We start from the raw sequence: 17,744 nt of genomic DNA on the forward strand, positions 1-17,744 counted from the left end.
CAGCACGATCGCAAAAAATCATGAAACAAGGTATCTCAGTAGGAATAGCGGCGCTTCTCGTAGGAAGTGCCGGGGGCTTTCTGGTAGGAAAAGCAGCGAGCTCCTCTGGTGGGGAGACGGCGGACGCATCAGGATCGAGCGTCAGCCTGGTTCGCGAAAGCAAGCGCAGTGGCAGCGGTGACGAGCGTCTCTCACGAGCCGATAGCGTGGAAGGGGCGCTGCGCGAACCGAGCCAGTTGGCGCGTTTGCAATCGCTGATGGATCTTTATGCCGGGATGGATGCCGCGCAGTTGGAGGAAGCTGCCAAGAACCTGGACAGCTTGCCGATGGGTGACCGGATCATGGCCTCGATGCTGCTTTTCAGCCAGTGGGGTGAAATCGATCCTCAAGGTGCGCTCGCCTTCACCAAGACCATGGGCTTTGGCGGCATGTTCGCCAAACCGACGGTGCTGCGGAGCTGGGCAAGCGTGGATCCCGTGAATGCGGCCAAGTATTTCAGCGAGAACCCGAATGATTTCGCCGACATGGGTGGCCGGGGTGGTCCGGGTGGCGACAACGGTGCGGGCGTGATTGCTCGCGAGTGGGCGAAGCTCGATCCTCAGGCGGCTCTCGATTGGGCTCAGGGTCTGGACGGTCGCGACAAGAGCTCGGCCCTCGTTTCCGTGCTGGGCGAGATGGCAGCGAAGGACCCTGCCGAAGCGGCAAGTGTGGCTTCGGGGCTTGAAGGCGATGATCGCAACCGTGCTTACTCCGAGATTGCTGAAAAGTGGGCTCAGTCCGACTATGCTTCGGCTGAGGCTTGGATCAGTACTTTGACGGGCGAGGACAAGCAGGATGCCTTGGCCTCGGCGATCGGTGTGCTTGCCAAATCGGATCCCGTGGGCGCTTCGGCGAAAATTTCATCGATGGCTGAAGGTGGGGAAAAGGAGCGGGCGATCCGCGACGTGGGATCGTCATGGGCTCGTGAAGATCCGGCCGCTGCGGCAGCCTGGGTGGCTTCTCAAGAGAGCGGTTCCGATGGGATGCGCAACGTGATGGCGACATGGGCGGGCCAGGATGCGACGGCGGCATTGAGCTTCATCGAAAGCCAACCGCAGGGAGAGATCCGAGATTCGGCGACTCAGGCTTATCTCTGGACCGACCGTTCGATGGCACCATCGCAGTCCATCACCCTCGCGGAAACCATCACCGATGATCGGGATCGGAGCCGTGCAGTGGGAATGACGGCGAGCCGCTGGATGCGTGAAGATGAAGCCGCGGCGAAGGCCTACGTCCAGCAGAGCACGGCAATCAGCGACGAAGTCAAAGAGAGAATTCTGAGTGGCGACGCGGGTCGTGGTGGTGGTGATCGTGGCCGCGGAGGCCGTGGTCGCTGATGGAGCACGCGATTGGGGGGCGTGGTGACGGCGGCAATCGTCGCACTTTGCCACAGCTCCCTGGGGGAACCGCCCTTTCATTGACAAGCTTGAGGGATGGCGTGAGTTTGCCCGCACCATTTCCTTCGGCCCATGTGGACTCCTGACGATACTTATGCCATCACGCGGATTGATCTTCCGCGTGTTGGCACACATGGGTGGCAGGTGAGGATGCAGCGGCGCGGACGCCGCTACGGGAAGTTTTTTGCCGACCGGCAATGTGGGGGGACTCGGCGAGCCTACGAGGAGGCGAAGAGTTGGCGGGATCGCTTGATCGAGGAATTGGAGGAAGAGGCGGGTGCGCGGGTGTGTTTGAAATCGGTGCGCAATTCGTCCGGTGTGGTTGGCGTTTCCAAGGTGGTGGTAAGTGCCAGCAATGGGGCAAGCTATCATTTCTGGCAGGCAACCTGGTGCCCGGCACCGGGGGAGCGGCGCTGTGTGAAGTTCTCCGTGAAACGTCACGGTGACCGTCAGGCCTTTCAGCTCGCGGTGGAGGCACGGCGTGAAGGGGTGGGAATGGTGGATTGAGGGTTCTGAATTTGGATCGGGATGGAGGGGAGGAATGAGGATGTTCTTGTTCAGGCTCACGTTCTGAGCGCGCTCCTAATCGGTGAATTTGGAGTCGGGGTGGTAGCGGGATTCTGAAGGCGAGAATTGCCATCGCATGCATCCGATCCATCCGGGTCCGGTTTGTCCGAATATGGCGGGAATTGGGCAGTGAAACGGGGCAGGTCGGTGGGTTTTCAGCGATCTTTGGCGGATTGCCGGAATTGAGGCTTGGAAATGGCGGTGGGCAGGGCTGAATCAGCACCGATGTTCAGCGCCAAGCAACTTACCGATGCCCAGAAGCAGTCCCTTCACCAATGGGCTTCCGAAGGGGCGTCGATTGCCGACCTCCAAAATCGCCTCAAGGATGAGTATCAGATTGGCATGACCTACATGGATGCGCGCTTCATGGTCCTGGATCTGGGAATCGAGATCCAGACCGAGAAGGAGGAGGCGAAAGCTCCCGAGCCCGTGGTTGAAGCGCAGCCTGAACCGACGGGGCAGGTGCATGTGACGATGGACAGCATCGCCATGCCCGGCGCTCTGGTGAGCGGCAAGGTGACGTTCTCGGACGGCGGCACGGCCATCTGGATGCTCGATCAGCAGGGTCGCCCGGGACTCGATCCGGACACGCCGGGATACCGTCCTTCGCAGGAAGACGTGATCGATTTCCAGAAGCAGCTCAGCGAGATGATCCGGCAGAAGGGGATCTAATGTGCTGGGAGGAGATGCTCGGCTGAGTGTGCCTAGTGGAAGTCATGCGAGCCGGCGGCGTGGTCGGCGGTGATGCCGGGGAGGGGGAAAAGGGCAGTGGTGTAGACCGTGGGTTGGCCGCCTTCGGAGATTTGCAGACGGCCTTCGATGAGGAGAAAGGGCTCGGTGGTGATGAGGAGCTTGTATGCGTGGAAGGTGTCGCGCGGGACGAAAAGATTGGCGATGCCGGTTTCGTCTTCGAGGGAGATGAAGCAGTGACCTTTGGCGGTGGAAGGGCGCTGCCGGCAGATGACCATGCCGGCGATGGTGACGGGGAGGCCATGGGGGAGTTTGTGGAGCTCGGTGGCGCGGTAGGGGCGCTTCGCGCCAGTGCCGAGTGCCGAGTGGGAAGTGGGAAGTGATGAAGTGCGATGCTTCGCATCGGGGGAGTTTGTTGAAGCGGGTTGCAAACCCGCTCTCCAGAGGGCCATGGGGTGAGGGCCGGTGGTGGAACCTGTTAGGGAGAGGTCGGCGGCGAGGCGCTCGCTGTCGGACATGGGGGGGAGAAGGGAAGATGATGGATGATGGATGTTGGATGTTGGATGAATCGCTTCGCGATGGAGGGCGGTATTGCCGCCGCAGCTACGGGAGAAAAGGTCGTCGAAGAGAGGAAGTTCGGATTGCCAGAGGGCGTGGCGACGGTGCTCGACTTCGGGGAGGGGATTGAGGGCGCCGCTGGCGGCGAGGAGGCGGCGCTCCTTGTCGTTGGGCGCGACGCGACGGAGGAAGTCGGGAAGGGATTCGAAGGGGCGCTCGTTTCGCTCGTCGACGAGGCGCTGGGCGGTGGACTTTTTGAGGCCTTTGAGACGATGGAGACCGAGGCGGAGATGATGGTTGTCGAGGACCGTGGTGGCGTAACTACTATGAACCACGGAGATGGGTTTGCTGCGGACGCGGTGGCGTTTGGCGTCTTCGATGAGGGTGTTGACGGAGTAGAAGCCCATCGGCTGGTTGTTGATCAGGCCGCAGTAGAATTCGGCGGGGTGGTGGACTTTGATCCAGCAGGAGAGGTAGGCGATCAGGGCGAAGGAGATGGCGTGGCTTTCGGGGAAACCGTAGAGGGCAAAGGAGCCGATGGATTGGATGACTTTTTCCTGAGCATCTAACAGAATGCCTTTTTCACTCATGCGTTGGCGGAGTTTGGTGGCGATGCGTTCCATTTTTTCGTCGGCCCGCTTGAAGGCCATGGCGCGGCGAAGCTCGTCGGCTTCGGAGCCATCGAAGTCGGCGAGGGTCATGGCCATGCGCAGGACCTGTTCCTGGAAGAGCGGAACGCCAAGGGTGCGGTGGAGGATCGGTTCGAGGGAGGGGTGGATGTAGTCGACGTCGTGGATCCCCTGGCGGCGGTTGAGGTAGGGGTGGAGGAGGTCGCCGACGATCGGGCCGGGTCGGATGATGGCGACTTCGATGGCGAGGTCGTAGAAATTCTGAGGCCTCATGATCGGCAGGGTGGCCATCTGGGCGCGGGACTCGACTTGGAAGGTGCCGATGGTGTCGGCGCGGCAGAGCAGCTCGAAGACGGCGGGGTCGTCCTTCGGGATGGTGGCGGGATCGATGGGGTGGCCGCGCTTTTCGCAGATGGCGAGGGAGTCTTCGATGGCGGCGAGCATGCCGAGGCCGAGCAGGTCGACCTTGACGATGCCGAGGTCTTCGCAGTCGTCCTTGTCCCACTGGACGATGGTGCGGCCGGGCATGCTGGCGGGTTGGAGTGGGACGATGTGGTCGAGGCCTCGGTCGCAGATGATCATGCCGCCGGAGTGCTGGCCGAGGTGGCGCGGCAGGGCGAGGACGGCGTGGTAGAGGTGGTGGAGCGCGGGGAGGCGCGGGTGGGAGGCGGGGATGCCGGCGGCGGTGAAGAGGTCGCGCTGCGCGGGAGTGATGGCCCGCTTTGCGGGAGTGCCGAGTGCCGAGTGATCAGTGTGAAGTGAAAGGCACGGGGTTGATGAGGCTGGGGTGGTGGCGGAAGGAGTTGCAAACTCCTTCTCCCTATTGGCGGGGGGCTCTTTGCTGCCGGTTTCGCCGCTGCGGGGGGAGGCGTGGATGTCGGAGAAGCGGTCGGCGATGGCGGGAGGGAAGCCGAGGACCTTGCTCATTTCGCGGAAAGCCGATCTGGGGCGGTAGGTGATGACGTTGGCGGTCATGGCGGCACCACGCGGGCCGTATTTTTCGAAGACGTGCTGGATGACGAGCTCGCGGCGCTCACCGGAGGGAAAGTCGATGTCGATGTCGGGCCAGGAGCGACGGTTCTCGGAAAGGAAGCGCTCGAAAAGCAGGCCGCCGCCGATGGGGTCGACGTTGGTGATGCCCAGCGCGTAGCAGACGGCGGAGTTGGCGGCGGAGCCTCGGCCTTGGCAGAAGATGCCGTGGGCTTTGGCGAAGTCCATGATGTCGTGGACGATCAGGAAGTAGCCCTGAAAGCCGAGCTTCTGGATGAGGGCGAGTTCGTGTTCGAGCTGGGCTTTGATCTTACGGGTCAGAGTGCCGTAGCGAAGGTGGGCGCCGTGGTAGGTGTGGCGCCGGAGCTGGGTGGCTTGCTCGGGGAGGGAAAGCGGGTGGTCGCTCGCATCGTGGGCGTCGGGAAATTGGTAGCCGAGGTTTTCAAGGGTGAATTCGAGGCGCTCGGCGAGGCGCTGGGTGTTGGCGATGGCTTCGGGGAGGTCGGCAAAGAGCTCGCCCATTTGGCGCGGCGACTTGAGGTGGCGTTCGCCATTGGGGGCGAGCAAGGCGCCGGCCTGGTCGAGGGTGGTGTGGTGGCGGAGGCAGGTAAAGGCATCGCAGAGGAGCCGGTCGGCGCGGGTCGCGTGGAGCGGGGCGTTGCTGGCGATGAGGGGAAGGCGGAGCTGGTGGGCGAGCTCGATGAGCTGGCGGTTGAGGCGGGGGTCATCGCGGAGGTGATGGCGGGTCAGCTGGATGTAGAGGTTGCCGTGACCGAATTGCTGGATGAGTTGCTGGAGGTGGCTTTCGGCTTCCTGCTTTTTTCCCTGCAGGAGCAGGCGGGGGAGTTGGAAATCGCGGTCGCCGGTCGTTGCGATCACTCCGTGATCGAATTTCCAATTTTCAATGTTCCAATGATCAATGAGGAGTGTGGCTTCGCGAGGGGGGGAGGGCTGGGGTTGTGAAGCGGGTTGCAAACCCGCGCTCCCGAGGTGGGTGGTGAGGTGCTGGCAGAGTTGGGAGTAGCCTTGGCGGGTGGCGGCGAGGGCGACGACGCTGGGGCGGCCATGGCTTTCGAGAATGGTGCCGACATGGGCGCGGATGCCGTGCTCACGGGCGGTGGCGTGGGCGCGGGCGGAACCTTGGAAACCGAGTCGGTCGGTGATGGCGATGGACGAGTAGCCGAGGGCGGCGGCACGCGCGACCATGGTCTCGGGGAGACTGGCGCCGTGGAGGAAGGAAAAGGCGGAACGGGCGTGGAATTCGGTGAAGGACATAAGATTGGAAGCGTCAAGTCGCCAAGGACGCCAAGTTTCTGAAGGGATGAGGTTTTAAAAGTAGTGGCCTTGGAGGTGCCAGAGGTCGGGAGGGGTGTGGGAGAGGCGGAGGAGGTGGTGGGTTTCGAGCTCGATGTCCCATTCGAGCTGCTGCCAGGATTCGGAAGGGCTCCACCAGTGGCCGGAGATGGGGAAGGGGCCATGGCTTTTGAGGATCCGGCCCCGATGGGGGCCCGTGAGGAGGGCGAGAGGCTGGGGGTGACCTCGGGCGGGTGGGTCAAAGGCGACGGCGATCTCGAGGGGAGGCCGGAAGCGGGAGAGAGGTGGCCCGCTGGCGCGGGGGTGATCAGTGATCAGTGGACAGTGATCAGTGTTGGTTTGCGTCGCTTTGCGACGGGAGGGTGGGAGCTGAGCTTGTGAAGCGGGTTGCAAACCCGCGCTGCCGAAGAGGCGGTGGGCGGAAGCGAGGTGAAAGCTGTCGGGACGGTGGGTGAAGTGAGGGACAGGGAAACCGATTTGCGCGTCGCCAAGGAGAGCGGAGAGACGGATCAAGGTGTCGGCGAGGCGATGGGGCTGGCGAATGCTGTGACCGAAAAGTTGGTGCTGGCCGGAACTCGATTCGCTGGGAGTGAGGGAGAGTTCGAGACTCTCAATGGGGGCGGAAAGCTGCAGGGATTCAAGTCGACTCTGGAGGGGAGCAAGCAGAGTTTCGAGCGCAGCTGAAGGCTCAGGAAGGTCGATTGCTATTTGTTTCAAGCTTTCGTTTGAAAGCTTTAAGGAGACATGGATTTGATTTGCTTTTAAATATCTGGAATTAAGACGATTCAGTATATTTTGAAGATATTTACGGATGAGGAAAAGAAGTGCTTGTGAAGATTCAATGGGGTGTTCCAGATGGATGGATGAAACGAACGATTCAATCGGATGAATCAAACGCAGTGGGCGGTGATGTTTGACGTGGAGGATGTCGTGGAGTTGGGCGATGGCGGGGCCGAGTCTTTCGGCGAGATCCTGTCGCGGAAGGCGGGCGAGATCGCCGAGGCTGTGGAGACCCCACATGTTTGAAATTTCCAATGTTCCATTTTCTAATTCCAAATGAGGAAGGTGCCGGGCGAGGTGGAGCGGGAGGTTGTGGAACACTTCCTGTGGAACATTCTGAGAGGGGAATGAGCTGTGGGAGCCATGGCTCCAGCGGGAGTGGGGGCCACGGAACACGAGGCTGTCGGAGGTGCTGGGAGAGAGCGAAAAGAGGTGGGCGAGATCGGGGGTGGGGCCGCTGGCGAGGTGGGCGGGGAGGCCGAGGGCTTCGATGGGGGATTTGAAATTTGAGATTTGAAATTGGGGATGGAGAGAGAGGTCGAGGGTGAGGGTGTCGGGAGTGGTGAGCTCGAAGTCGGGAGTGAGGGATTCGGCGAGTTGGAGGAGGTCGCGCAGAGCATGGGCTTCGGCTTCGGGGTCGCGTGGAAGGACGAGGAGTCGAGGGCAGCGGGCGAGGGCGCGGGTGATGGAGAATCCGGGTTCGAGATGAAAGGCGGCGGCGCGACGGTTGAGGGCGAGGATCGGGACGCTGTGCTGCGATTTCTCCGTAGCGGCGACGGCACAGGGGAAGCGCCGCTTTTCCGGCTGGTGGCGGAGAAGCGCTTCGAGGGGGAGGGATGGGAGATGGAGGGTGAGGTACATGGTCGCTTCGCGACAGTGCCGAGTGATCAGTGATCAGTGTGAAGTGAAAGGCACGGGGATGTGTGGCTGGGGAAGGAGTTGCAAACTCCTTCTCCGTATGGGCTCTACGCGGTTTGGTGGAGGTGGCGGGTGGTCTGGGTTTGGAGGGTGGCGAGGAGTTCGGGGCGGGAGAGGTGGAGGTCGTCGAGGGTGAATTGACGAGTGAGGGTGAGACGCAGGGCGGTGCGGGGAATGAGGGGGGTGGGGGTGAGGGCGAGAAGGGCGGCGTCGGTGCTTTCAGCGAGCTGGCGAAGCCGATGCCAGGAAGCGCTTGGGATGCGGCGCAGTTCGCGAGCTGGGAGTGAGGAGAGATCGAGAAGAACGAGCGGGAGATTGCCATCGCGTAGCAGAAGGTCGGCAGCGCGGAGAGCCTGGGTGCTGTTCTGACAACGAAGCCAGAGAAGCCGGGCGCATTCATCGGAGCTGAAGGAGGCGGGGTCGAAGCGGTCGCGGGTGTCGATGAGGACGAGCGGCAGGCGGGGTTCGTCTGCTTCTTCCTGGGAAAGAAGGGCGGCGACGATGAGGGAGAGGCCGCAGGAGGGGGCGGCGGGGGAAATCTCGGTGATGGCGCCGGGTAGATAGTGCCGAGTGCACCCACTTGGCCAAGGCTCCGAGGGGCAGTTGAGGGGGAAGTGACCCTCCGTCGCCCTCCGGGCCAGGGAGGACAGGGAAGTCGGGGAAGTCGGGGCTTCGGCTGGCTGGGGTGAGGCGACAGGGCGGGAGCGCCCTTGCTCCTCGCGATGGGCGGCGGGGAATTTTTCGCGGAGCTGTTTCCGTAAGGCGATGACTGTTTCGCTTGGCATGGGACGCGATGAACATTTTGAGGGGGATTTCAAAATGTTCAAGTGAACAGTGTTCGGCGCGGGTGTTTTCTTGGAGGATGGCTCGGCTGATGAGGCTGCTTCGAGCTGCCGCGGTTACGATTTCAGCGTCGACTTCCCCCTTCGCCAAAAGCAACGGAGGGCAGGAAAGTCAGCGGTCCGGTTTCTGGAAATAGGAGCAGCTTCGAGTGAGCTCTTCGAGGGGGCGGCGAAGATGCTTGGCCAAGGCTTGGGCGATGGCGGGGAGGTTGGCGGGGTGGTTCCTTTCTTCGGGGAGGGGGTGGCTGATGATTTCCTCCGGGGGGAGCATTTCGGGGGCGTCGGTCTCGAGAAGCAGTCGCTCAGAGGGAATGGCGCGGTAGGACTCGAGGACGGCGGATTTTTTCGGATGAAGGAAGTAGCCGGAGAAGGAGAAGCGGGCGCCGAGGGGGATGAGCTGGGTGACGAGTTCGGGCGTGCCGCCAAAGGAATGGAGGAGAAAGCCGCAGGCGGGTGGAGGTTCCTTCTCAAGGGCATCTAACAGCGGACCCCAGGCTTTGAGGGCGTGGATGGTGATGGGAAGGTTTCGCTCGCGGGCGAGGGCGAGCTGGGGAAGGAAGACGAGGATTTGTTCGTCGATCTCGGGATGCTTGACCCAGCGATCGAGTCCGCATTCGCCGATGGAGGCATGGGGAAAACGGTCGAGGTAGGTGGTCAGGGTGCCGAACCAGTTGCTAGATCGCTGGTGAGCGAACCAGGGGTGGAGACCGAAGGCGGGTTGGACGAAGTCGGAATGGCGTTCGGCAAGCTCGGCGACTTGTGGCCAGTCGCTCTCGGAGGTGCCATTGACGACGCAGCCGGTGATGCCAACGGCTTTCATTTCGGCGATGATGCGGTCGGGATCGGAGAAGCGCTGGAGGTGGTTGTGGGCGTCGAGCACGGGGCAACTCTAAATTCTAAACTTCAAACTTCAATGAGGGGAAAAATGGGCGGAAACCCTCGATCGGGACTAAGAATGGGCCGGTGGGTCGCGTAAGAGGGGCTCCTTCTCTTTGTGAGCTGATTTTTGTTATGAAAGTGCCTCTTTTCGCCATCACTCTTACGTCATTTTGCCACGCGGATCCCGAGGGCTTTGAGATGACGATTTTTGCGAAGCCTTTCCAAGTGGAGTACCCGACGGCGTTGACAGCGGCAGCGGATGGGACGGTCTATGTGTCCGCGGACCGCAATGGTTCCCTGGGTAAGGACAAGGAGGTGGGAAAGGTGGTTTCCTGTCGAGATACGGACGGCGATGGCAAGGCGGATGAGTTTTTCGATTTCGTGCCGAAGATCGACAGTCCGCGCGGTGGGCATTTTGTGGGCGATACGCTTTACCTCATTCATCCGCCGTTTCTGAGTTCGTTCCGCGATACGAATGGCGATGGGGTTTCGGACGAGCACAAGGTGCTGTTGGAGAATATCGGTTTTGGTCTGAATCACCCACGGGGGTCGGATCACACGACGAATGGTTGCCGGATGGGGATTGATGGCTGGCTTTATATTGCGGTGGGGGATTTCGGGATGGAGGGGACGAGGGGGACGGATGGCCGGGTGGTGACCTTGCATGGTGGTGGTGTGGCGCGGGTTCGTCCGGATGGGAGTCAGCTTGAGGTGTATTCGTATCACACGCGGAACAATTGCGATGTGGCGATCAGTCCGTATCTGGACATGTTCACGCGCGACAATACGAACGATGGCAAAGGGTGGGACACGCGCGTGCATCACTTCACGAATGGTTCTGAGCATGGGTATCCGAGACTCTACAAGAATTTCACATCGGAGGCGGTGAAGCCGCTGTTAGATGTGGGTGGGGGCTCGGGAACCGGTGCTCTGTACCTTCATGAGCCGGGTTTTCCGGGGGAGATGGGTGATCAGCTTTACACCTGTGACTGGACGACGGGGAAAATTTACAAGCATGCGCTGGAGCCCTTTGAGGCGAGTTTCAAGGCGGAGCAGGAGGATTTCATGACGCTGGCTCGGGCGGTGGATATGGACGTCGATGGAGAGTCGCACTTGTATGTCTGCGACTGGCGGGGTGGGAGATTTGTTTATGCAGGGGAGGGAGTGAAGGTTGGCTTGGTGCAGCGTCTGACGATGCCCGGGATGAAGGTGGAGGCCTGGCCGGATCTGGCGAAGATGGGTGATGCGGATCTGGTGAAGCAGGTGGCGCATCGATCGGCGGTGCGTCGCTTGGAAGCTCAGCGTGAGTTGCTGAAGCGAGGTGGGAAGCCGGCAGTGGCGGATGGTCTTGTCGCTTTGATCAAGGATGGCGAGCTGCCCCTTTACTCGCGGGTGGCGGCGATTTTCACCTTCAAGCAGCTGGATGGGGCTGAGGCGAATGCGGCTCTGTTAGAGAATGTTGGCGATGAGGCGATTCGGGAGTTTGTGTTGAGGGCTGTGGCGGATCGTAAGGACCAGCTTGAGGGTGTGCCGAGTGATGCTTTTGTTAGAGGCTTGAAGGATGCGAATCCCCGGGTGCGTTTGCAGGCGGTGATCGGTTTGCAGCGCTTGGGAGCGAAGGATGCGGCGTCGGAGTTGATTGCCTTGGGCTCGGAGACCTGGGAAGAACGGCTTTCGCTCGGGGCGGGTGAGGATTACCGGATTCCGCATGCGACGGTGCAGGCGCTGGCGGGGCTGGAGGCCTGGGAAGCTTGTTTGGAAGCGGCATCGGATCCTGCGACTCGTGCGGTGGCCTTGCAGGCGCTGCAGTTGATGCACACGGATGAGGTGGTGTCGGGATTGGAGAACTTGCTGGTGAAGGAGGAGGTCGATGAGTCCTTGAGGTTTGATTTGGTGAAAACCTTGGCGCGTCTTTTTTACACCGAGGGTGAGTGGGACAAGAAGGACTGGTGGGGGACGCGTCCGGATGACCGCGGGCCGTATTTCCTGGTGAGCGAGTGGTCGGGGACGCCGAAGGTGAAGACGATTCTGGAGCGCGCGTTTGCGAAGGCACCGAAGTCGGAGCATGGACGCTTGATCGAGGTGATGGCGAAGAACCGGATTGATATTTCAGCGTTGGAATTGGGCGAGCGTGATCCGTTGATGATGGCCCTTGGGTCGACGGAGTTGAGCCAGGGAAACATTGCGTTGCTGACGAGTGCGGCGCTCGACGCGGATCGCCCATGGGAGGTGAGGCTTCGCTGCTACCGTTCGCTCGGGCGAGGTGATGCGGCCGAGGTCCTGCGGAACCGGATCGAGATTCTTTCGAAGTGGCTTCAGGAGGAGGCGCTCGGCGAGGTGGCGGAGCGCGAAGTGACGGATTTCATTTCATCGCCGGCGCTGATTCTCGAGATCAAGACGCTGCATCAGGTGGCCGTGAAGGAAGATGATCAGATGAGCCGCATCGCGTGGCGTGCGTTGCTGAGCTTTTCTCAAAGCCCCCTGGCCAAGGAGATGTTCCGGGAGCAGGCGCTCAAGCTGGTGAAGAACAATCCCCGGCAGGTCGGCTTCTTTCTCGCACTGCAGGACCTGAAGTTGACGGGATTTGATGAGCAGATTGCGGCGGCGATCGATAGCGACAACGACACCCTGATCCAAGAGGCGAAGCGGACCAAGGAGATGCTGGCATCGACGGCAGCGAGCGGAGGAAAGATCGTGGCGGAGCTGGATGCGGCCGAGGTGATGAAGGCAGCGATGGAAGGAAAGGGCGACGTGGCGAATGGGGCGACGCTCTTTAACCGGCAGGGCTGCATCGCTTGCCATGCGATTGATCAGGCGGCGGTGCAAAAGGGGCCTTATCTGGGATCGGCGGGGAGCGGCTTCACGCGGGACTACCTCATTGAATCGATCTTGGATCCGAATGCAGTGGTGGCGCAGGGTTTCCAGACGGAGTTGCTGACGCTGAAGGATGGATCCGTGAAAATGGGCTTTGTGACACGCGATGAGGATGGCGTGCTGGAGATTCGCGACATCGCGGGAATCGCGACAGAGGTAAAGATCGCGGACATCGCGAAACGGGACCACCAGTCGACTTCGATGATGCCGCCGGGGCTGGCGAGCAATCTCACGCTGGGTGAGTTTGTCGATCTGGTGGAATACCTCGCCTCGCTGAAGGTGAACTGAGGGGGAGGGCAACGGTTGCAAGCCGGTGCCCCTGTTAGAAGGTGCGGGAAATGGGCGGCTGCCCAACCCGGCCCTTCCTCAGGCCTCGACTTCGACGACGAGGTTGATTTCGACGGCGACGTTGAGGGGCAGGGCGGCGGCACCGAGGGCGGTGCGGGAGTGCTTGCCGCGCTCGCCGAGGATTTCAATGAGGAACTCGGAGGCGCCGTTAATGACCTGGGGGTGGCCATAGAAGTCGGGCTCGGAGTTGACGAAGCCATTGAGGGCGACGACTTGCTTGATTTTGTCGAGCGAGCCGATCTCAGCTTTGATGACGGCGAGACGATTGAGGATGATGATGCGCGCTGCTTCCTGACCTTCCTCGATGGAGACATCGCTGGGGATCTTGCCGAGGATCTTGCGGTCGCCATCGATGGGGAGTCCGCCGGAGAGGTAGAGCAGGTTGCCGCTGCGGACGCAGTTGACGTAGGCCGCGACGGGTGCGGGCACTTCGGGCAGGGTGTGTCCGAGGGACTGAAGGTGTTCGAGTGTTTGGTCCATGTGGTGAAAAAACGTTAGATGGTGAACTTCAAATTCCGATGATCGGCGAAGTTGGTGCTTATCGGGGATCGGGGAAACTGCCGGCGATGAGGGCGACGAGTTTCTTGCCACTGCTTGAAAGGGTGGCGGTCTTGCCTTCTCCGGAGAGCAGCCCACGTGTTAGATACCGGTGAGGTGTTTTGGCGTCTCTAACAGCCGAGACGATGGGCGTGCTGACTTTCCTCTGGCTGACGGTGATGCCGGTGGGCAGGCCGGTATCGGTGAAGGAGATTTCCCACGATGGGCCGGGGCGGGAGAGTTCGCCGTAGACGAGCCAGGGATGAAGGTTGGCGAAATCGAGGCTGCCGTTCCGTGGAATGGTCACTTTGAAATAGGCGGGGCTCTTGCGCACGAATTCGGTGACCGAGAGTTGGGGGTTGGCGCGCTGCTCGGTGAGGAAGCGGGCGACGTCCATGCCGATGAGGTTCATGCCGTTGTAGTTCCCATGGTGGTTGGTGCCACCGCCGTAGCTCCGGATCCAGCCATCGAATCGAGGGCTCATGAGCAGTCCGAGTTCGAGGTGGACGTGGGCGCGGGTGCGATTGATGCCGGCACCGGTGTAGCCCATCTGGCCGAGGACGGAGCCGCGTTTGACGGTGTCGCCCGGTTTGACGGAGGCCCGGGCGAGGTGGGCATAAAGGCTGTGGACGACATTGCCGGAGGCATCGATGGGGTGGGCGACGACGATGTAGCGACCGTAATTCGAGCGCCCGGGTGAGTCGCTGAGATGAACCACGGTGCCGTCGGCGATCGACATGACGAGGTCGAGCGGGTTGCCGGCCTTGTCGCGCTTGATGGGCGCGATATCGATGCCTTCGTGGATCTGGAGGTATTCGACGTTTCCGCCGACACGGATGGGGTTTCTAACAAGCCCAAAGGATCCGCCTTCCCATGGTTTCGAGGCGACGCCTTCGAAGTTCCGATCGACGTACATGTAGAACTTCTCCGGTTCTCCGGTGAAGAGGTGTTCGTTTTCGGTGGGCAGTTGGAATTGGGTGACCTGGGCGGCGCTGATGGCCGGAAGCAGGGCGGCGAGGATCAGTGATCGAAACATGGTGAGTTCAGCCTCTTGGTTTTTTGGCGCCAAAGCGCGGGAATCGTTTGTCGAGTTCGTTGACTTCGGCGAGCGAGACGCCTTTCCAGATGATGAGTTCTCCGTCGGTGATCTGTTGGTCGACGATGACGCCATCGACGATGCGTCCATTGATCCGTGCGATGAACCAGCGTCCGGTGCTGTTGGCGGTGACGGCTGCGAGGCGGTGCTTGGCGGCATTCTTGACGCGGAAGACGAGCCCGAAACCTTCGCCGTCTTTCGATGGGAAGGGATTGAAGGTTTCAATGTCCTTGGTGCCGATTTCCGGCATGCGGCGGAAGACCCGTTCCTTGCCAGCCACGAACTGGGTAAAGATCATGGTATGGTTGTCGCCGGGATCGGTTTCCATGTGGAAGGCGATGATGGCGTTGTTCTCCTTCTTGCCACCTGCGGAGGCGGGAAGAATCAGGATCATGGCGAGGGCGGCCATGAGGATGCGGGCAAGGTTCATGGGCGGAGAGTGACTGGAAGGAGGCTTGGGGTGAATGAAAAAGTCACCGGGATGAATGGGGCGATGGCTGCCCGCCAAAATCGCAGAAGATCTCGAAAAAGATCGGCCAGTCGGTCTGGAGATCCGGCGGGTCTTTTCAAAAAAAAAAGCCGAAGCGGTCGCTTCGGCTTTTGGGTGATGTCATGAAACTCTGGAGAATCAGAGCATGCCTTTGACGAGCTCCTCGAGTTTGACGATATCGGCGGCAAATCCGCGGATGCCTTGGGCGGTCTTCTCCGTGGCCATGGCGTCTTCGTTGAGGGCGAGGCGGAAGCTCTTTTCGTCGAAGGAGACCTTTTCCAGGTCGGCGGCGGCGGCCGTTTCAGGAGAAAGGACGCGCTCGACGCTGTCGGTGGACTCCTGAAGTTCGCCGAGGAGCTTGGGGGCGATGGTGAGCAGGTCGCATCCGGCGAGGGAGAGGATTTCGCCCTTGTTGCGGAAGGAGGCTCCCATGACTTCGGTCTTGTAGCCGAACTTTTTGTAGTAGGTGTAGATTTCGCGGACGGATTGGACGCCGGGGTCTTCGTCGCCCTGATAATCCTTGCCGGTCGATGCCTTGAACCAATCGAGGATGCGTCCGACGAATGGCGAGATGAGCTGCACTTTGGCCTCGGCGCAGGCGACCGCCTGGGCGAAGGAGAAGAGCAGGGTGAGGTTGCAGTGGATGCCTTCTTTCTCGAGGGCTTCGGCGGCCTTGATGCCTTCCCAGGTGGAGGCGATCTTGATCAGCACGCGGTCGCGCGAGATGCCTTCCTTTTCGTAGGCGGCAATGAGTTGGCGAGCCTTGGCGACGGTGCCTTCGGTATCGAATGAAAGACGCGCATCGACCTCCGTGGAGACGCGTCCGGGAACGATCTTGAGGATCTCGAGGCCGAAGATGATGAGGATGCGGTCGAGGATGGATTCGATGAGGGCGTCTCCGCTGAGCGACGAGTCCTTGTGCTCGGCGATGGCTTTCTCAACGAGAGGGCGGTACTCATCTTTTCCCGCAGCCTGGAGGATCAGGGAGGGATTGGTGGTGGCGTCCTGGGGTTGGTAGGCCTTCATGGATTCGAAGTCGCCGGTATCGGCGACGACGGTGGTGAATTTCTTGAGTTGATCGAGTTGAGTAGCGCTCATGTCTGTTTGTTGGGATAGTGGTTGCTGTGGGGCTAGGCGAGGGGAAAAGCCGGACATTTGGGGGATGCGGCATGAATCTTCCTCATGGGGGGAATGCAAAACGGCGGATCCCATGAGGGGGCCGCCGTTTGGAAATGGTGTCGATCGAAAGGTTTCAGTGGCTTCCGGTTCCGGGAAGGAAGCGGTAGTAGGTTTCGAGCATCAGGATGCAGAGGCAATTGCGGTAGTGGGCGTCATTGACGAACTGAGCGGCGACGGCGTTCACTTTGGTTCCGCCACCGGGCTTCTTCCATGATCCGTCCGCGCCTTGATTTTTAAGAAGCTCATCGCGGATCATGTCGTTGTATTTTTTCCACTCCGGTCCGCCACGGGCGATCATTGCCTGGGCGAGGTAGTAGTGACCGTAGAGGTCGCAGTCGGCTTCGTTGTACTTGAACTTGGCGTTTTTGTCGGCGTATTTGGCGCCTTGGCGGACAGCGGCGTGGTTTTCCTTTTCCCACATCTGGAAGGAGAGCATGCCGGCACCGGTGAGGGTGGAGTAGCCGTCAGGCGAGTGGGACTTGCGGCCGGGGAGGTAATCGAATCCGCCGTCTCGGTTCTGACATTCTTCAACGTATTGGAGAGCGTTCTTGATGGAGCCGCTCATGTTGCGGAAGTCGAGGCCGGTGTGCTTGCAGGCCTTGAGGGCCTGGATCTGCCAAGCGGTGACGGAGAGGTCTCCGCCGCGTTTGCCGTCTTCCGCGTAGCCGTAGTCCCAGCCGCCGGACTTGGTGTGCTGGTTGTCGATGATGTACTGGCCGGCTTGCTGGGTGATTTCCTCAAGCTTGGGAATGTTGAGGCCAAGTTGCTTGCAGAAGGTGGTGGACTCGCCGAGGGCGTAGGTGGCAATGGCGTGCTCGTAGGGCATCGGGTTTGGCTCGTTGCCATCGACGAGGCGGCCCTTCTTTTTCACGCCGACATTGACGATGTAGGTGATGCCTTTGAGGACGGTTTCACCGTATTTTTCGGAAAGGGGAGTTTCGCAGTGTCCGAGGTAGGCGAGCACGGCGAGACCGGTCATTGCGGCCTTCTTGCTCTTGCCCCAGCTTCCATCGGGATTCTGGGTTTTCTGAAGCCAGTCGAGGCCTTTGACCACCGCCACTTCGCACTGTTCGGTACCGCCGCTTTCAAGCAGACGGGACATGCGGTCTTCCGGGGAGCAGCGCTTGCTCATCGAGGCCGGGATGTTTCCGAATCCACCACCACCACCGCCGTCGCCACCGGATCCCCAGCCATCGCCAAAGTCATCGCCGTCACCGAAATCGGTGGACGGTTCTGGCACGTCGATATCAGGGACGGGAACGGCGGTCGGAGAGCTGGTATTGGCTGCGATGACTTTGGCCATGGAAGACGAAGGCGCAGAGGGCTTGCGCTCGATGCTGGTGTTCATCTTCTTGTTCTCGATCTTGTCGTCGTCGCTGATGGTCGAGGAATAGCTGACGATGACGGGAGTCTCCTTGAAGAAGGGATCGAGGAGCACGAACGCGAGAATCAGCCCGAGAAGGACAAGAACGAGAAAGGAAACGATAACGGCGGAAATCGTGGAGTTGCGGCGCTGGGCATGGAGGCGCGCTTCGGCTTCCGGGCTGAGTTGGGCGTGAAGGCTCATGGATAGAGAGTGGACGGAGATTGGCTTGAGAAAAAAAGTAGAGCGGGTGA

Annotated in this window: 13 protein-coding genes; 4 read left to right on the forward strand and 9 right to left on the reverse strand. The window is 60.8% G+C overall.

Features of this window, described 5'->3' with window-relative positions; genetic code table 11:
• Positions 1–20: 20 nt before the first annotated feature.
• The 3 genes from ACFQY0_RS16585 (at position 21) to ACFQY0_RS16595 (ending at position 2,675) form a co-directional block, all read left to right on the forward strand.
• Positions 21–1,376 (forward strand): hypothetical protein, encoded by a 1,356-nt coding sequence (locus ACFQY0_RS16585; RefSeq protein WP_379714678.1) that lies wholly within the window; start codon positions 21–23, stop codon positions 1,374–1,376.
• 132 nt (positions 1,377–1,508) lie between these two features.
• Complete coding sequence (locus ACFQY0_RS16590; protein ID WP_379714681.1) at positions 1,509–1,943, forward strand: hypothetical protein; 435 nt, start codon at positions 1,509–1,511, stop codon at positions 1,941–1,943.
• Between the two features lie 285 nt (positions 1,944–2,228).
• The gene (locus tag ACFQY0_RS16595) at positions 2,229–2,675 is read left to right on the forward strand and encodes a hypothetical protein (RefSeq protein WP_379714683.1); all 447 of its coding nucleotides are present in this window, start codon (positions 2,229–2,231) and stop codon (positions 2,673–2,675) included.
• Positions 2,676–2,707: 32 nt separating this feature from the next.
• Here the strand turns inward: ACFQY0_RS16595 and ACFQY0_RS16600 are convergent, their stop codons facing one another.
• From ACFQY0_RS16600 to ACFQY0_RS16615, 4 genes are all read right to left on the reverse strand, one after another.
• Complete coding sequence (locus ACFQY0_RS16600; protein WP_379714685.1) at positions 2,708–6,145, reverse strand: DNA polymerase III subunit alpha; 3,438 nt, start codon at positions 6,143–6,145, stop codon at positions 2,708–2,710.
• Positions 6,146–6,199: 54 nt separating this feature from the next.
• Positions 6,200–7,825: a Y-family DNA polymerase gene (locus ACFQY0_RS16605; protein WP_379714688.1), complete on the reverse strand. Its 1,626-nt coding sequence runs from the start codon at positions 7,823–7,825 to the stop codon at positions 6,200–6,202.
• A gap of 104 nt (positions 7,826–7,929) precedes the next feature.
• A complete protein-coding gene (locus tag ACFQY0_RS16610; RefSeq protein ID WP_379714690.1) occupies positions 7,930–8,667 on the reverse strand; it encodes a hypothetical protein in 738 nt (245 codons plus the stop codon).
• Positions 8,668–8,836: 169 nt separating this feature from the next.
• A complete protein-coding gene (locus ACFQY0_RS16615; protein WP_379714692.1) occupies positions 8,837–9,604 on the reverse strand; it encodes a TatD family hydrolase in 768 nt (255 codons plus the stop codon).
• Between the two features lie 131 nt (positions 9,605–9,735).
• Here ACFQY0_RS16615 and ACFQY0_RS16620 point away from each other — a divergent pair, with 131 nt between their 5' ends.
• A complete protein-coding gene (locus tag ACFQY0_RS16620; protein ID WP_379714695.1) occupies positions 9,736–12,765 on the forward strand; it encodes a DUF7133 domain-containing protein in 3,030 nt (1,009 codons plus the stop codon).
• Positions 12,766–12,843: 78 nt separating this feature from the next.
• Here ACFQY0_RS16620 and ACFQY0_RS16625 read toward each other — a convergent pair whose 3' ends face one another.
• The 5 genes from ACFQY0_RS16625 to ACFQY0_RS16645 form a co-directional block, all read right to left on the reverse strand.
• Positions 12,844–13,305: a RidA family protein gene (locus ACFQY0_RS16625; RefSeq protein WP_379714697.1), complete on the reverse strand. Its 462-nt coding sequence runs from the start codon at positions 13,303–13,305 to the stop codon at positions 12,844–12,846.
• 58 nt (positions 13,306–13,363) lie between these two features.
• On the reverse strand, positions 13,364–14,398 hold the full coding sequence (locus ACFQY0_RS16630) for a M23 family metallopeptidase (RefSeq protein ID WP_379714699.1): 1,035 nt from the start codon (positions 14,396–14,398) through the stop codon (positions 13,364–13,366).
• Between the two features lie 7 nt (positions 14,399–14,405).
• On the reverse strand, positions 14,406–14,888 hold the full coding sequence (locus ACFQY0_RS16635) for a ubiquitin family protein (RefSeq protein WP_379714701.1): 483 nt from the start codon (positions 14,886–14,888) through the stop codon (positions 14,406–14,408).
• Positions 14,889–15,086: 198 nt separating this feature from the next.
• Entirely contained in the window at positions 15,087–16,046 is a 960-nt protein-coding gene (gene tal, locus ACFQY0_RS16640; protein ID WP_379714704.1) for a transaldolase, read from the reverse strand.
• Positions 16,047–16,200: 154 nt separating this feature from the next.
• Positions 16,201–17,694 (reverse strand): prenyltransferase/squalene oxidase repeat-containing protein, encoded by a 1,494-nt coding sequence (locus tag ACFQY0_RS16645; protein WP_379714707.1) that lies wholly within the window; start codon positions 17,692–17,694, stop codon positions 16,201–16,203.
• Between the last annotated feature and the right edge of the window lie 50 nt (positions 17,695–17,744).

This window comes from Haloferula chungangensis, from assembly GCF_042664875.1.
GTDB lineage: Bacteria > Verrucomicrobiota > Verrucomicrobiia > Verrucomicrobiales > Akkermansiaceae > Haloferula > Haloferula chungangensis.

Coding starts and splice junctions, on each gene's coding strand:
- ACFQY0_RS16585 (WP_379714678.1), top strand. CDS start 21: ATGAAACAAGGTATCTCAGTAGGAATAGCGGCGCTTCTCGTAGGAAGT.
- ACFQY0_RS16590 (WP_379714681.1), top strand. CDS start 1,509: ATGTGGACTCCTGACGATACTTATGCCATCACGCGGATTGATCTTCCG.
- ACFQY0_RS16595 (WP_379714683.1), top strand. CDS start 2,229: ATGTTCAGCGCCAAGCAACTTACCGATGCCCAGAAGCAGTCCCTTCAC.
- ACFQY0_RS16600 (WP_379714685.1), bottom strand. CDS start 6,145: ATGTCCTTCACCGAATTCCACGCCCGTTCCGCCTTTTCCTTCCTCCAC.
- ACFQY0_RS16605 (WP_379714688.1), bottom strand. CDS start 7,825: ATGTACCTCACCCTCCATCTCCCATCCCTCCCCCTCGAAGCGCTTCTC.
- ACFQY0_RS16610 (WP_379714690.1), bottom strand. CDS start 8,667: ATGCCAAGCGAAACAGTCATCGCCTTACGGAAACAGCTCCGCGAAAAA.
- ACFQY0_RS16620 (WP_379714695.1), top strand. CDS start 9,736: ATGAAAGTGCCTCTTTTCGCCATCACTCTTACGTCATTTTGCCACGCG.
- ACFQY0_RS16625 (WP_379714697.1), bottom strand. CDS start 13,305: ATGGACCAAACACTCGAACACCTTCAGTCCCTCGGACACACCCTGCCC.
- ACFQY0_RS16630 (WP_379714699.1), bottom strand. CDS start 14,398: ATGTTTCGATCACTGATCCTCGCCGCCCTGCTTCCGGCCATCAGCGCC.
- ACFQY0_RS16635 (WP_379714701.1), bottom strand. CDS start 14,888: ATGAACCTTGCCCGCATCCTCATGGCCGCCCTCGCCATGATCCTGATT.
- tal (WP_379714704.1), bottom strand. CDS start 16,046: ATGAGCGCTACTCAACTCGATCAACTCAAGAAATTCACCACCGTCGTC.
- ACFQY0_RS16645 (WP_379714707.1), bottom strand. CDS start 17,694: ATGAGCCTTCACGCCCAACTCAGCCCGGAAGCCGAAGCGCGCCTCCAT.